The organism is Trichocoleus sp. DQ-A3 (assembly GCF_039961975.1).
In the GTDB taxonomy this organism is placed as follows: domain Bacteria; phylum Cyanobacteriota; class Cyanobacteriia; order Cyanobacteriales; family FACHB-T130; genus FACHB-T130.
Genome location: NZ_JAMPKC010000003.1, coordinates 421,095 through 437,152, shown reverse-complemented (window position 1 = coordinate 437,152; position 16,058 = coordinate 421,095). Strand labels below are relative to the sequence as shown.

11 protein-coding genes are annotated in these 16,058 nt (G+C 46.4%); 8 read left to right on the top strand and 3 right to left on the bottom strand.

All coding sequences use genetic code 11. From position 1 onward, the window contains the following. The first annotated feature begins 5 nt into the window (after nucleotides 1-5). Complete coding sequence (locus NDI44_RS08350; protein ID WP_190410791.1) at nucleotides 6-200, top strand: hypothetical protein; 195 nt, start codon at nucleotides 6-8, stop codon at nucleotides 198-200. Nucleotides 201-682: 482 nt separating this feature from the next. Then, the gene (locus NDI44_RS08345; protein WP_190410790.1) at nucleotides 683-2,335 is read left to right on the top strand and encodes an alpha-amylase family glycosyl hydrolase; all 1,653 of its coding nucleotides are present in this window, start codon (nucleotides 683-685) and stop codon (nucleotides 2,333-2,335) included. A gap of 367 nt (nucleotides 2,336-2,702) precedes the next feature. Here the strand turns inward: NDI44_RS08345 and NDI44_RS08340 are convergent, their stop codons facing one another. Beyond that, the gene (locus tag NDI44_RS08340) at nucleotides 2,703-2,936 is read right to left on the bottom strand and encodes a hypothetical protein (protein ID WP_190410789.1); all 234 of its coding nucleotides are present in this window, start codon (nucleotides 2,934-2,936) and stop codon (nucleotides 2,703-2,705) included. 490 nt (nucleotides 2,937-3,426) lie between these two features. On the opposite strand from NDI44_RS08340, the gene NDI44_RS08335 reads away from it, so the two are divergent. The 5 genes from NDI44_RS08335 (at nucleotide 3,427) to proB (ending at nucleotide 9,186) form a co-directional block, all read left to right on the top strand. Next, on the top strand, nucleotides 3,427-5,094 hold the full coding sequence (locus tag NDI44_RS08335) for an alpha-amylase family glycosyl hydrolase (RefSeq protein WP_190410788.1): 1,668 nt from the start codon (nucleotides 3,427-3,429) through the stop codon (nucleotides 5,092-5,094). A gap of 195 nt (nucleotides 5,095-5,289) precedes the next feature. Continuing rightward, nucleotides 5,290-5,859 carry a DUF3727 domain-containing protein gene (locus NDI44_RS08330; protein WP_190410787.1) on the top strand — a complete coding sequence of 190 codons (570 nt, stop codon included), beginning with the start codon at nucleotides 5,290-5,292 and terminating at the stop codon, nucleotides 5,857-5,859. 110 nt (nucleotides 5,860-5,969) lie between these two features. Continuing rightward, nucleotides 5,970-7,055: an endolytic transglycosylase MltG gene (mltG, locus tag NDI44_RS08325; protein WP_190410786.1), complete on the top strand. Its 1,086-nt coding sequence runs from the start codon at nucleotides 5,970-5,972 to the stop codon at nucleotides 7,053-7,055. Between the two features lie 167 nt (nucleotides 7,056-7,222). Beyond that, nucleotides 7,223-7,771, top strand: coding sequence for a YqeG family HAD IIIA-type phosphatase (locus NDI44_RS08320; RefSeq protein WP_190410785.1), 549 nt, complete (start codon nucleotides 7,223-7,225; stop codon nucleotides 7,769-7,771). A 305-nt stretch (nucleotides 7,772-8,076) separates the two neighbouring features. After that, a complete protein-coding gene (gene proB / locus NDI44_RS08315; protein WP_190410784.1) occupies nucleotides 8,077-9,186 on the top strand; it encodes a glutamate 5-kinase in 1,110 nt (369 codons plus the stop codon). Nucleotides 9,187-9,230: 44 nt separating this feature from the next. On the opposite strand, the gene NDI44_RS08310 is transcribed toward proB, so the two are convergent. Then, nucleotides 9,231-10,388, bottom strand: a complete 1,158-nt coding sequence (locus NDI44_RS08310; RefSeq protein WP_190410783.1) for a helix-turn-helix domain-containing protein — start codon at nucleotides 10,386-10,388, stop codon at nucleotides 9,231-9,233. A 1,601-nt stretch (nucleotides 10,389-11,989) separates the two neighbouring features. Between NDI44_RS08310 and NDI44_RS08305 the strand changes: the two genes are divergently transcribed. Beyond that, nucleotides 11,990-12,967 (top strand): DUF2382 domain-containing protein, encoded by a 978-nt coding sequence (locus tag NDI44_RS08305; RefSeq protein WP_190410781.1) that lies wholly within the window; start codon nucleotides 11,990-11,992, stop codon nucleotides 12,965-12,967. 162 nt (nucleotides 12,968-13,129) lie between these two features. On the opposite strand, the gene NDI44_RS08300 is transcribed toward NDI44_RS08305, so the two are convergent. Next, a complete protein-coding gene (locus NDI44_RS08300) occupies nucleotides 13,130-15,775 on the bottom strand; it encodes a DUF3536 domain-containing protein (RefSeq protein ID WP_190410780.1) in 2,646 nt (881 codons plus the stop codon). Nucleotides 15,776-16,058 lie beyond the last annotated feature (283 nt).

Below are 16,058 nucleotides of genomic sequence, written 5' to 3'. Positions count from 1 at the left end.
GCCGGTTGAATCAGGAAGCAACCCAACTCGAATCTGGAGCAGCTATTCAACGTCTGTGTGTGTTAGCGTTGTCTGCTGCTGTGCGTCTGCTTCAATTCCTCAAAGGCTTGAAGATGTCACTCAATCAGCAACAGTCATCTTCTGTGATGCCCAGCAGCATTGCCTCACAGAGCTTACACCCACACTTAATGGTCGCTTAATAGTCGCATCCCAAAACAACGAATTCCTTGTCCTCCCCTAAGGTTGGCTTAGGCAACTTGATTGCTCTACTAGACGGTTGACTCGGCTAGTAGAGCCAACGGACTACCGAAATTGCCACTCTTTTTCAGGATCTGCGACAGTTTGATTCTCTGTGTCTCGGTTGGTCTTTAGCTTCTTGCCTAGATGTGTATACACAGTAGTCGCTTACAAAGGGACGCAGGGGTGGGGTTCTCCCCTATTTCAGTTGGCTGAAATAGGTAAATTTTTTCTACAACCGATCGCAACAATAACGCTAAATTCGGCATTAATCGCTATTAATCGCTGAAATTCAGCTTAAATTACCTTTAGCATTCATTACCACTTCTCTCCTGGGAATTAGGGCACCAGAGGCAACTTTATTTCTCAAGAACGATACCTCAGCGGGATGAAAAGGAGAAAATACTGCTCTAAGCATTTTTTTCATCAAACTCCAAACACTTCTATGGCAACTCCGATTGAATTTAATTTATTTGCTCCCTATAACAATGGAGCTGCTTTAATTGGGGATTTTTCTAACTGGGAAAGCATCCCAATGAAAAAAGGTAATGATGGTTATTTCCGTACCACAGTTGAACTGGAAGATGGAGTTTATCAATACAAATTCCGTGTTCAATCCAAATCTTGGTTCTTTGAACCGGATCAATGGATAGAGGTAGTTGACCCCTATGCCACCGATATTGATAATCCCACCCAAAACGGTGTTGTGAGAATTAAAGATGGTGAGCGGATTGTGGATACATACGTTTGGCAACATGACGATAAGCCACTGCCAAGCGATCGCGAATTAGTCATTTACGAATTGCACGTTGGCGACTTCTCCGGTGGTGAAGATGATCCCTACGCCCGAGGCAAATACGAACACGTTGTAGAAAAATTAGATTACCTATGCGAGTTAGGAGTTAATGCCATTGAGTTAATGCCAGTGAAGGAGTATCCAGGGGACCATAGCTGGGGCTATAATCCTCGTCACTTCTTTGCTACAGAATCCAGTTATGGCACAACTGAAGGGTTAAAAAACCTAATTGATGAGTGTCATGGTCGTGGAATTCGCGTCATTATGGACGGAATTTTTAACCACTCAGAAGCAGAAAGTCCACTGACGCAAATAGACCACGATTATTGGTACCATCATTCTCCGCGCGACCCTGATAATAACTGGGGGCCAGAGTTTAACTATGAACACTATGATGAAAATCTAGATCTTAAGCCTGCATGGAAGTTTGTTGGCGATACCGTGCGCTTTTGGATTCAGGAATTTCACATTGATGGCATTCGCTACGATGCAGCCAGACAAATTGCCAACTACGATTTCATGCACTGGATTGTTCAGGAAGCAAAAAATGCAGCTGGGCCAAAGCCGTTTTACAATATTGCCGAACACATTCCTGAAACCCCCAGCATTACGAATGTAGATGGACCAATGGATGGCTGCTGGCATGACAGTTTCTATCACTGCATTCTAGAACATATCTGCGGCGATACCTTTGACTTAGAGCGTCTCAAGGATGCCATTGACTGCAAGCGGCAAGGCTTCATGGGTGCTACGAATGTTGTGAATTACCTGACGAATCACGACCACAATCATGTTTTAGCTGAGTTAGGCGATCGCGGCATTTTGGATGAAGAAGCATTTAAGCGGAGAAAGTTAGGTTCTGTCATCAATATGACCGCTGTCGGCGTACCTCTGCTGTGGATGGGTGAAGAGTTCGGAGAGTATAAATACAAAACAACTGAACAAGCAAAAATTGATTGGACGCTCTTAGGTCATGACCTCAATCGCGGGATGTTTGAGTTTATCAAAGGCTTGATTCATCTCCGTAAAAATAATCATGCCCTCTACACCGAAAATATTGACTTTATCCATGAAGATCCAGAAGCAAAGGTATTAGCCTACAGCCGCTGGAATGGCGAGGGTTCTCGTGTTGTCGTTGTTGCAAACTTCTCTGACAATTTCCTAGGAGGCTATCACGTTCCTAACTTCCCCGAAGCAGGAACCTGGCACGAATGGACTGGCGATTATGATGTCGAAGCAGGGGAGGATGGCATCCAGCTCGACTTAGGAAGTTACGAAGCCAAAGTATTAGTTTGGCAGTAATCGAAACTTGCTAAAGCCTTGAACAGTAGCTTCTCTTTGCCGCCCTTAAAAAAGCAAAAAACTACTGTGTCTATACAGTGAACCTGCCAGTCTCGTTTTACTCCCCGTTAGCCGCTGCGCTAATGCTCTGCTATGGCGCAGCGTGGATTGGGGAATTGAATTATTCGTTAATATACTGCCTCACAACTCGAACGGTATTAAATGGATAGGTTTAGGAAAACAATTATTTCCTAAAAGAAGTATTGATTAGAGCCTTGCTTTTTAAGAAGCGAAGTTTCAACCCTTACTAGAGGTAAGAGCCGAAACCCATAAGGCTAATGAAGCAACAACTCTATTAGATACATTGCCTAAAAATCAGTGGATAATTTTAAGCACTTTTCAGTTGCTGGCTCTGCGTACTGGGTGCTAAAGCCCAACCTTCGCATCTTAATTTTTGGTAGGTTGCCCAACCCTTAGAACCGCCTGGAACTGGATAGTCTGGTACAGCATATTCGGGAAAAGCCGTATAAGGTCGCCACGGTTGATTGGGTGCAGTTCGTAAATGCAACAACTTTTCTCCACTGACTCCCATCGCTGGCAACCAACACATTTGTTTCAACATTTGAAACTCCTTAATTCAACTTAGAAATAATTGATTAATCAGACAATCTCTTTCTAGGAAAAACTAGATAGTAACTGCTGCAAAGCAGTAAGCAAGCATGATAAATGCAAGACCGAGACTAAGAGTAGAAAGTAGGGGAATCCATTGTAATGTACTCATCTTCAGCTCCTTTGAGCTGTTATTTATGACCCGATCTTCCCTATTCATCCCTGAATTGACATCTCTCGCTAGCCTTATTTGCAGTCTTTTTAAACCTATCTCTTAAAGTTTAGAAAATAGTTTTTGTCTACTTCTCCAGATATAAAAATCCGGAAGTTAGTTAATTTTGTTTTTGAAGATACAAACTTGATTAATGTTCTGCTATTTCTCAAGATAGATAATTCAGTATAATTCATTACTAAACTTTAAAATTATAAATGCAGGCTTTAAAAATGTTTGCAAAGAACCATTGGTCAACTAAGTAAGCGAATCTACTTCATTAAAAGCTTTTATGGCAGCAGTCGAATTCAATTTATTTGCTCCTCGCAACCAAGGAGCGGCGTTAATCGGCTCTTTTTCTAACTGGAAAAACATTCCAATGGAAAAAGGTGAGGATGGATATTTCCGAACCCAGGTAGACTTGGAGGATGGCATTTATCAATATAAATTTCGAGTTCAATCGAAAAGCCCAAAATTTGAACCCGATCAATGGGTGGATGTAATCGACCCATACGCTACAGACGTTGATGAAGCAAGAGGCCACAGTGTCGCACGGGTCAAAGATGGGAAGCGAATTGTTGATACTTACGTTTGGCAGCATGACGATACGCTCTTGCCAGACAATCACGAATTAGTCATCTATGAAATGCACGTTGCAGATTTTTCCGGTGGTGAAGATGACCCACACCAGCGAGGCAAATACCAAGACGCGATCGCTAAGTTAGATCATTTGAGCGAACTCGGCATTAATGCTATCGAGTTGATGCCAGTAAATGAGTATCCCGGTGATTACAATTGGGGCTATACAGTCCGCCACTACTTCACTACAGAATCCAGTTACGGCTCCACAGAAGATTTGAAGCGGTTTATTGACGAGTGTCATGGTCGAGGCATTCGCGTTTTCATGGATGGGATTTATAACCACACAGATGAAGAATGCCCGTTAATGCTGATTGACCGGAATTACTGGTACTACGAGCATATGCATTATCCAGAAGACCCGGGTAATTACTGGGGACCAGAATTTAACTACGACAACTACGACGAAAAGTTAGACGTTAAGCCTGCTTGGAAATACGTCGGAGATGTGGTGCGTTTCTGGGTTCAGGAATATCACGTTGATGGGATTCGCTTTGATGCCGTGCGCCAATTGGCAAATTATGAATTTTTGGATTGGCTTGCGAAGCAAGCCAAGAAAAATACTGCTCCTAAGCCGTTCTACAACATTGCCGAACATATTCCTGATACCAAAACTGTAGTTTATCCAGAAGGTCCGCTGGATGGTTGTTGGCATGAAAGTTTTCGCTACTTTGTGCTTCCACATATTTGTGGCGAAATGTTTGAATTAGAAAAACTGAAGGAAGTTTTAGATCCCAGAAGGCAGGGTTATACGGCTGCTACGAATGTAGTGAATTATTTGGCAACTCACGACCGCCAACGCTTGATGAGAGAATTAGGCGATCGCGGGATTTTTGACAAAGCCGCATTTGGCAGAGCGAAGTTAGGAGCTGTTTTGTTAATGACGGCGGTAGGTGTGCCAATGCTCTGGATGGGAGAAGAGTTTGGAGAATACCAGCGCAAAAGTGAAAACGTGACTCAGCCCAAGAAAATTGCTTGGCCTTTGTTGTCACAAGACTTAAATCAAGATTTGTTTGAGTATTACAAAAGATTAATCGCTCTCCGGAAAGAAAATCTGGCTCTTTGTAGCGACAACATTGAGTATTTTCACGAAAATCCAGAGGCAAAAGTTTTGGCGTACTACCGTTGGAACGAACCCGCTTCCCGTGTGGTTGTTGTGGCGAATTTCTCAGATAAGTCTCTGTCAGGGTATCGCATTCCTAACTTCCCATCCTCTGGGACGTGGCAGGATTGGATGAATAACTCCCGCATCGAAGCTGGAGAGGATGGCTCTCTAGTTGACTTGCCAGAGTACGAAGCGAAGGTGTTTGTCTGTCAGTAACCGAATCTATTGCTTGGAAGAATCTTTCAACTCAAGGAGGGACAATTGATAAATTGTCCCTCCTTGACGTATGGCGTCTCTACAACTCTTATGCCGTGATATCCTGATTTTTGCAAGCTACTTCCCCACGGTGTGCAAACTTTGGGGTTGGAGTTTTTTAGTCCACAATCTCACGTTGATAGCAGCATATCTGCAATGTTCTCATCCCAACCCCCTGAAGAGAATGGGTCTTCCGTCCAAACCGTCTCGTTGACGGATGAATCCGGGCGATCGCTTAGTTGTTACATTGAGCATTCAATAGAAGTAGATGGTGAAGAATACGTCATCCTCCTGCCGGTAGATTCACCTGTAGAAATTGTGGCGTGGGACGAGGAGAAGGAGGAGGAAGAAGCCACCTTAGTCGAAGACGACGCCGAAATTGACGAAGTTTTTCCTACGGCTCAAGCAGTCCTGGCAGAGCGGAATCTCGCCTTAAAGCGAACCGCATTTGCTCTGACTGTTGCCGGTGAACTGCCTGCGGTTGAAGAGGAAGAAATCCTCACCTTGGAAATCGAAGATGACGATACTCAGCTCGAACCAGAGGAATTTCAGTTTCTAGCCAGCTTTTATCACAAAGAACAAGAATACACAATATACACGCCTCTAGATCCGCTGCTACTGTTTGCGCGGATTAATAGTGCGGGTGAACCAGTGCTACTTTCCCCTGAGGAATTTAAAAAAGTGCAACCGCTGCTGGAAGATCAGCTATTTGATGAAATGGAATAGGTAAAGAATTAAAAATTAGAAATTGAAAATTAAATATGAAGAATTTTCTTTTTTTAATTTTTAATTTTGCCTTCTTAATTCCATGACAGCGGTTGTTACCCGCAATCAAGATGAAAGCAATCCAACGCATCTCCAAATGGACGTTTTATCTCGCCTTAATCCCAGCAACGCTTGGACTCTGTGCATGGCAGGGTTGGGCGTGGTGGAGCTGGGCGAGTGCGCCCCCCGTTGCCGAAACTCAACCGTCAGCGAATGCTGGAAAAGATACATCAGTGCTAATCCGGATTCCTCAAGGAACCTCGGCGCAGCAGATAGGGCGCGATCTAGAAGCAGCAGGGTTGATTCGCTCCGCTGATGCTTGGAAGCTATGGACGTTTTGGTTGGACTTGCAAAAGCGACCGGGTGGGTTTAAAGCTGGGACTTACCAGTTGTCACCCACCCAGCCGCTGCCAGCGATCGCTGATAAAATTTGGACGGGCGATGTAGTGCAGCTTTCCTTCACAATCCCTGAAGGATGGTCGCTTCAGCAAATGGCGGCTTACTTTGAATCTCAGGGATTTTTCAAAAGCGAAGAATTTCTCACTGCCGCAACTCAGATTCCCAAAGACCAGTATCCTTGGCTACCTGCGGATTTGCCTTATTTAGAAGGTTTTTTGTACCCGGATACCTACAAGCTAAATAGCGATCGCATCACCCCCCAAGCCATCATCAAACAAATGCTAGATCGCTTTGAACAGGTGGCACTCCCCATCTATCAACAAGCGCCAAACAAAACCCAGATACCTCTTCTTCAATGGGTGACATTGGCTAGTATTGTCGAAAAAGAGGCAGTGATTCCGGTCGAACGCCCTCAGATTGCTGGTGTGTTTACACAACGCCTTCAGAAAGGGATGAGACTGGAATCCGATCCAACAGTTGAGTATGGACTCGGCATTCGGCAAACAGCGGATCAGCCCTTAACTTTGGCTCAGGTGAGAACAGCCTCCCCGTACAATACTTATCTCAACGCAGGATTGCCCCCAACTCCCATCGCCAGCCCTGGCTTAGGAAGTCTCAAAGCCACTCTCAATCCTGAAAAAACAGACTACCTCTTTTTTGTGGCTCGCTACGATGGCACCCATGTGTTTAGTCGGACGCTACAAGAACACCAAGCCGCTACAAACGCGATTCGCCAACAACGGCAACAAAGCCGCTAACAACAGTACCTAGATTGGTCTAGTCGCCAAGCTGCCAATAAGTCTAATTAAGATCGGGGAAGTTGGACTTGCAACTACTAGCAATCCCATTGATAACTTTGCCGGGTTGAAAAAGCTCTTACCTGGGAGTTCTCCTAACAACTCACACTTACAATTAAAAACTGCTTATGTCCTGGGTAACACGGTTACAGCCTGACTTAATTCTGGGCAGACCTATTGTGAGTCTGACCCCCGATCTTCTCCAGCAATATCATCTCAAAGGTTTAGTCTTGGATGTCGATGACACGCTGGTACCCCTAAAAGCAGCCGAGGCGTCTGAAGAACTCGTGGAATGGGTGAAGGAAATTAGACAGGTGGCGACGCTATGGCTGGTGAGTAATAACTTGAGCGAAAACCGAATTAGTGGCATCGCTCGCTCGTTAAATTTGCCTTACATTACCAGCGCTGCTAAGCCATCGCGGCGCAAGCTGCGGCAGGCTGTCACCGCGATGAACCTTCCTATTGAACAAGTGGGGATGGTGGGCGATCGCTTATTTACAGACGTTTTAGCAGGCAACCGACTCGGTATGTTTACCATTCTCGTCGAGCCGATGCTTGACCCAGCGCTTGCCGTGCGCTCTTATCCAGTCCGTACCTTTGAAGTCTGGGTGTCCCAAGCCTTGGGCGTCTCGCTCACCGCAAAGCAACAAAACTTAAAAAATCCAGACAAATCCTGAAAAACCAAAATATAAAGAAATAATTATGAGATTCTCAATTGTCAAAAATCCCTGGTAGCATACATATGGTTCAAATGGGGTCAGCCAATATAAAGACCCTAAACATTAATCCCCGTGAATACCTGTGTAAAGCGTCAGTTCCCCGATGGAGGAGCTGGCGTTTTACAATTTGGAATGGGAAATCGGCTGAAGCTAATCACTCATTGTCAATTCCCAGCCTCCAGACGCGATAAATCGCATCTGATTTATCGCGTCTCGACAATCTGCTCCCCCTCCCCTCTACTCCCCTGCGCCCCCTCTCTTTTGTGAGTCAAACCCTTGTCATCAAAATTGGTACTTCCAGCCTGACATCGCCTGAAACAGGTCATCTGGCTCTTTCCACCATCGCTGCCTTAGTAGAAACCCTCACAGATTTACGGCGGCAAGGTTATAAAGTGGTGCTAGTTTCTTCGGGTGCTGTCGGAGTGGGTTGCGCCCGTTTGGGACTCGTGCAACGTCCGCGCACCCTAGCACTCAAACAAGCAGTGGCAGCAGTCGGTCAGGGACGCCTGATGCGCGTATACGATGACTTTTTTACAACCTTAGAACAACCCATTGCCCAGGTTCTCCTGACTCGCAGTAGCTTCAAAGAACGCTCAGCTTATATCAACGCCTCCAACACCTTTCGGGAACTGTTGCGGTTGGGCGTCATCCCCGTGGTGAATGAAAATGACACCGTAGCCGTAGAGGAACTGAAATTTGGGGATAATGATACGCTTTCAGCCCTAGTCGCCAGCTTGATAGAGGCAGATTGGCTATTTTTAATGACCGATGTAGACCGACTGTACTCCGCCGATCCGCGTCAAGTTCCGGATGCTCAGCCGATCGCTCTAGTGAACCACATTGATGAGCTGGAAGAATTACAAGTGCAAACAGGCGATCGCGGCTCTCAATGGGGCACAGGCGGCATGGTTACAAAAATTACTGCCGCCCGCATTGCTACCAGCGCCGGAGTTCGGACAGTCATCACCGAAGGGCGATTTCCCCGCAACATCCAAAAAATCTTGCAAGGAGAACCCCTCGGCACTCAGTTTGAACCCCGCGACACGATGGGCAACGCCCGTAAGCGTTGGATTGCCCACGGGTTGATTCCCGCTGGGAAGCTATATCTGGATAAGGGAGCGATCGCGGCAATTAGTCAGGCAGGAAAATCCCTCTTAGCTGCTGGGATTACCCTAGTCGAGGGAGACTTCCAGGCGTCAGACGCTGTGCAGTTATGCGACCCCCAAGGACGGGAAATAGCTAGAGGGCTGGTGAACTACAGCAGCGACGAGCTACAGCAAATTAGTGGACGCCGTTCCGAAGAAATTCCTGCCATTTTAGGCTACGCCGGTGCAGAAACCGTCGTCCATCGAGATAATCTTGTCATTAGTTAGTCAGCAGTCAGTTGTTTTTTCTGCCAATAACTAATAACAAATGACTAATTACGACTAATTGCTTCAGGCGGAGCAATATCAGGCCCAACCGCCACTCCTTTCTGGCCCGCTTTTAAACCGGGTTTCGCAGCAGGTTTCACAGGACGATGCGACTCAGAAGCAGATGAGTTGTTAGGAACATCCGGTGGAGAATCAGCAGACGCTGATGATTGTGAATGGTTTGACATCAACGCGAGTCCCCCCACTGCCCCTGCCACTAGCGCAGCATAACCCACGTATAAATGAACTGTATTGAGCTGAAATCCAAGCCCAGGCACTGATTTCGGTCGGTACCAAGAAGGCAGTACAGATTTTGCAGGATCGGGCGCGGGTAAGGAAGCAGCCATTGCAGCACCATCTAACCCCAAGGCGACCCCCATCCGGCGAATAAAACCTCGGACATAGATATCCTCAGGCAAATGCTCGAAGCAACCGACTTCCAAAGCCTGAATGTGATGAAGCGGCACGAGTGTTTGATTGTGAAGTTGCCGCAGAGTCATTGACTGTGCATGACGTGCTTGCCCTAATTGCTGACCAATTTGACGCAGGCACTCTTGCCGTTGCTCATCTGCGATTTGCGCTGCCAGTTCCGCCTTGGAGAGCTTTTTGAGTGGTTTGGGAAAAACCGGATCTGGGCTGGTTGGGAGAGGCAGTGGCGTAATGTCTACTAAATCGGCAGGTGAGGCATTCATACTGCGTCCTTGGTCATTCGTTAAAGTTAAGTCATTCGTCGTTGATTCTAGGTGATTAACGGATGACTGTTCGCTATGGACTGATGACTCTTGAGGCTGAGTGCTGGCTTGCGGCTCTTGTTGATTGTTACCAATTTCTGGAGATGTGACTGGGACAACCTTATAAGTTTTCGCAAACTGCTGGAACGCTAGCCGGATGGCTTCTCTCCCTACTGCCTTAACCATAATCTGGGCACTCCCAGCAGCTTCTCCCAAGATTGTCTGTAACCCAGCCAAGGCACGATTGTAGACTTCGCTGCTATGGAGTTCAGATTCTATCCGGCTAAGGATAGACCGTAATACTTCCTGAGAAATTTCAATGGTTGGGCTTTCGGTAATACCGCTACCATATGCCGATTGTAATGCCATGACTTTTCTTGTCGAGCGTGCTTGAGGAAAACCAAACTTATGCGATCGCTCGCGAGCGTGCATTCCTGAGAGCCTAAAACGGCTCCCCACGACGGTTACAGGGGCTTTTTACCCATAACTGACGCTGAATTCGCAGGCTGTTTGAGCTATCTGAGTAAAGTATTCGGCAAGCGGGAACTAGATTCCGGATCGAGCAAAAGTCAATTTTCTCTGTTCAGCGGCGTCACTTAGAACCTGAAGTGCATTTAAACTTAATAAATTAAAATAACAATTTTCGCCTTATTTAGAATCCAGGGGTCAGACTGAGGATAGATTCTGGCTCCTGGATTCTGTAGAGACCTTGTGGTGGTCAGTCTCAACTTGGCTCCTGACAACTGAATGTAATTTGGCGGTTTAGTGCTGACGGCGGTTTCCTGGCTGGTAATCTTTAACCCAGCAGCGTTCCAAAAGGTGAATTCTGTAACAATACGAGAAGCGGCGGGGATTGAGCACTAATTTAGTTTTGGAACTAAACAGGGGCTGATTGAGAAACTGCCACAGAGGGAACCGAATCTTGCCGTTTTGGGGAGCCATAGTTTGAAAATTCCAGATAGCAGTAGTACAAAACAGGGGCACCGTGCATCTATCTATGGTGACATCTGCTTGGTTAATATTACCTTGCCAAAGATTACTACAAATTTGCTTGGGTTAGATTACGGAATCTCCAGAAAGTGTTTTTGCAAACTCTGTACTTCCACGGATGCGCTGTTGAACTGCCCAGTTAGGGTACTCTGCTACTAGAGCGTAAGCGCTATGTAAGCGCTCTTCTAGAGAGCGTGTCAAGATATTTCAAGGAGCAGCTCAACAATTGAATTTTAGGTACTTATACTTAATAGATGTAGCGAGATTTTCTACTACTACCAAAGATAGAAAAAATTTATAGGCGAGCAGGCTTCATAAATTTACAAATCTTAAAATATCAGGGGCACCAAGGCTAGTAAGTTGCGTAAGTTTTAATCTGCAAAGATCGATTACAACCTCAATTAAGTTCACAAGATACAGCAATCCTACTCAAGTTGTGATATTTCAGGGCTTGAGATACCCAACTTCTTAGAGAAGTTGGGTATCTTGCCTTCGGGAATCATTTAGAACTGCTGTAGCAATCCCATTCGACTTGTGAAATAAAAAAACTGCGTAAGCGATGCTACCGTACACGAACTCCGCTTTAGGTGCAAAGAAGGCCAAGAAAAGCTCAGAAGCAGTCTATTAGTTTTAAAAAATATTGAATTTAAGATTGCAAGAGCAATTCATCTCATTCAAAAAATGTTAGATGCTACTCTAGGTTAAGAATAATTTAATTTTTTAAAGAGTTTATTAATTAAATTCTATATCTATCCATTGAAATATATACATACCTGTCTGAAGGGAGATAAAAAATCAAAACTTGCTGCTTTCATTAGCAAATATAGAAAGACAATTGCTAATCAGTTGTAAAAAAACTTATTTTTATCTCTACTTAATAATTAACTGACAAAATCTGATCAAATGCTCCATAATTGTGCATCCTCTTTAGGGCTTATGTATTGAATTTATTGAAGTCAGTCGCTAGCCAGATGGAGCCAGCGTAGAGACTTTTAGCATAGATACATAAGAAATACACAAGAAATTTGGAGGAAAAGAAAAGCATGGTTTTATACAAGCTTGAAGATTTCGACACAGACTATCAAGACACTTTTGGCGGTGAAGACGTTAAGGGATTTGACGTCTATTCAGATATCAGCGATGACAAGGTTGGTAGCGTCAAAAATATCTTAGTTGATGAATCGGGGCGTTTCCGCTATTTAGTTGTTGATACAGGCTTCTGGGTTTTCGGTAAGCAAGTATTGCTACCAGTGGGTCGTTCTCGGATCGACTATGATAATCGGCACGTCTACGCTGTTGGGCTTACCAAAGAGCAAGTAGAAAATTTACCGGAATTTGGCGACGAGCTCAAGGTTGATTACGATTACGAAGAGCAGGTGAGAGGAGTTTATCGCAACTCGGCGGTAGAGCCATCTGTGGAAACATCGGCACCGATAAACACAGCAACACCTTTAGATGCATCTGCACCTTTGGGGGCACCTGTTGTGGAACCTAGTTACGCCGCTCCGATGGCAGGTGCTGTACCTGTTGAGGATAATTATGAAGCTTACGATCGCGATCGCTACAATTATCAGCAAGAGCCATCTTTGTACGATATGAACGATCGGGATCATCAAACCCTCAAGTTGTACGAAGAACGGTTGATTGCTAATAAAACCCGCCAGAAAACAGGCGAGGTAGCGGTTGGTAAACACGTTGAAACTGAGACAGCGCGAGTTTCAGTCCCCATTGAAAGGGAGCGAGTGATCGTTGAGCGCGTGACTCCAGCAGATGCGGGAAGAGCTGTTACTCCGGGCGAAGCTGCCTTCCAGGAAGGGGAAGCTGCACGGGTAGAAATCTACGAAGAAACTCCTAACATTCAAAAGGAAGCTTTTGTACGTGAGGAAGTCAGAATCAGAAAAGAAGTAGATCGTGAAACGGTTAATGCTGAAGAACAGCTTCGTCGAGAAGAACTGGATGTGAATAGTAACGATCTGCCCATTCGGGATCAAAACATCCGCACCGATCGCGATCGCATCTAATCGCGTAGAGGCTACACCCTTTGAATCTGAAATAATGGGTGAAACGCTTCAAGTGTAAATATTAAGGGGTAGGTTACAAAACCTACCCCTTAATATTTGAGAGCAGCTAATCGATTCAGGTAATGGGTGATTCGTCGGACAATTCCCCATTACCCGTGACATTTATGACAGTTGGTTCAACCAGGGACTGACATCTACAGCTAGCTTTTGACCGAGTAATAGCAACTGACGTAGCTGAGACGAATTGCCGTTAGTTTCTGACTCCAGCAGCGGCACAATTTGGCTGTGGAGACAGCTAAAGTAGAGTTCTTGAGGGCGATGCAAAGATAAGCCGAGGTGTAGCTGATTGCCTACAGAAATCATGCGCTCTAAGCGTTGGATATCTGCTTCTAGAGTGGCTGGGTTAGAGTCGTGCAGAAGCTTCCAGAGCGATCGCAAGATCAACTGCTCTAACGTTTGCTTGGCATCGGGAATATTTAGCTGACAGCGCAATTGATTCGCTTCTTTCGCGATCGCTTCCAGTTCTGCCAGCTGATTCAAACCTTGCTGGGGTTCACCGTTTTCTTGCTCCAGTGCCCGTAGAGACATCCGGGCGCGGTTAGAAATTGCCACTTCTGCCGCTACTTGCAACTCTTGCGGAACAGGTAGCTCATCGCGCTGGAACGCCATCAAGATGCCGTAGTTATCCCGGTAAACCTGCGTATAAAGCTGGTCTAAGCGCGTTAAAGTTTTCTGACTCAGCAGCCGCATAATCCGGTGCCGTTCCTCAGCAAATAATTTCTGCAAATTGAATGAATTACCCCCAAATAGTTGGGACATCGCCAGGATCGCGTGAGCAGCACTAGCCTGTTGCAGCGCCGCAAACAGCTTTTCCTTCATCTGGCTATAAGTGCGGCGACCGCCAAATGGTTGAATGCAGCAATGGAAATCCCAGCCGCCCAAATGAAGAACGGCAAAGACTAAATGAGTGCTTTCCCAGGTAATTTCTGAAGTTAGTCGCAGTTGCCCCACCGCTAGAGTCAGCGATCCCATGCGTTGCATCTGGTAATCCAACTGATGGGCATCGTAACAGTAGACCCGCTGTTGTTGGGGATAGGTAGTGAATAGGGAACTGATGGCATAGTGTGCTGCCACTTGCTCTATACCAATCTGGGCACTGACTACCAGCTGCCGGTACACCTCAGCACCATGCTTGAATAAATCAACATTACTGGGAGCTTGGGAGAGACGTTTGATAAATCCTTTTTCCAACTGCACACCAGAGACATCACCAGCAAGTTCCAAGGCTCTAGCGGCGTAGCGGAGAATCTGCGTTCCTTCGGGTCTTGAGAGTTCTTCAAAAAACCAGCCGCAACTGGTGTACATCAGCAGACTATGGCGCTGCATCTCCAATAGGCGCAGGGCGTCTACTTGTTCTGATGGTGTTAGTTTGCGGGTGCGATGGCGGGCGAGGAAGCGCTCTACATTGGCAGGAGAGCGATCGCGAATTACGTGGATATATTCATCCCGTGTCGCCCAAGGATCGCGGAAAAACTGGCGACCCGTTTCCTCATAAACTTTGCTTAACTGATCCCGCAACCAATCCAAAGCATTCCGCAGGGGACGCCGCCATTTTTGGTGCCAAACTCCACCTTCGCCACCGCAACCGCAATCATCCTGCCACCGATTCACTCCGTGAGCGCAACTCCAAGCCGTCACGGGCTTCAGTTCTACTTCCCAAGTGGGAGGATTCAGACTCAGGTAATGAGCATAGTTGGTGACAGTCCAGCCGCGCCGAGGAAACTCGTCCACAAAGGCGAAGGCTAAGGTTTTTTCTGTACCGCTTTTGTGGTGTCCAAAAGTTTCGCCATCTGTGCCAACAGAGATGAGCTGCGAAGTCCGGCGATCCCCGCGTACTGCTGAACCGATGCGCCCAGCTAGCGTACCCGCCCAGCCCAGCACATCGTTAAATCCCATGTCCCGCGAGATAGGGCCATCGTAGAAAAAGATATCGATGTAAGGGGTATCAGGGGTTTGGTTGGCGGGGAATGAATACTCAGTGCTAAGGGGTGAATCTTGATTGCTAAGTGTAGGTTTCAGATAACAGCGATAGGGACGGGTGGGATCGATCTGAGATCCGCCTACTTCCAACCACTGAGTCACTGGCTGCTCATCTGTGGGGATCGGGCGGCAACGTTCAGCTTGAGAAGGTGCTAAAACAATGAACTTAATTCCTTCTGCAACCAATGCTTCTAAGGTTGCATAGTCTACGGCAGTTTCAGCCAGCCACATTCCTTCGGGATCTCGCCCAAATCGGGAGCGGAAGTCTTCTTTACCCCAGCGGATTTGGGTGTACTTATCCCGCTCGTTGGCAAGCGGCATGATGATGTGATTGTAGACTTGTGCGATCGCATTGCCGTGTCCGTTCAGGCGATCGCTACTTTTGCGATCCGCTTCCAGAATTCGCTGATATACCTCCACGTCGTAGCGTTCCAGCCACGACATCAATGTGGGACCAATATTAAAGCTGAAATACTCATAGTTATTCACGATCCCCACGACTTCGCCCCGGTCATTTAGCACTCTGGCAAAGGCATTCGGGCGATAGCATTCATGGTGAATCCGCTCATTCCAGTCATGGAACGGAGACGCACTCGGCTGCCGTTCAATCGCATCTAGATAAGGGTTTTCGCGGGGCGGTTGGTAAAAATGACCGTGAACCGTAACATAAACGCCGGTAGCCGTTTGCAGGGGATCGGTCGCTACACTGGTGTTTGCTGTTCCCTCAGCAGAATACTGTGAAGCTGGTCTTTCAGCAGCAGAAGTCATAGGATCGCATCCAAAATTAGTAAAAAATTAGGGTCAATAACTTATCCAGATAGACTGAGCATCCCCGCGTTTACTTGAACGCCAGGGAAACAGCAAGTTAAATCAGTCCATCTGGAGAAGGCGAAGACTCACCACCCAAACATGGTAAAGACTCTTGGGGGCGAAGCCTTCTCTCCTTAAATGGGGGGATCAAAGCAATCGGTTTAACATCCAATTATTTTGCCCGTACCGATGAGCAACTGCCTGTGCCCCATGCCGGTAACGGTCAATGAACAAAATTGAA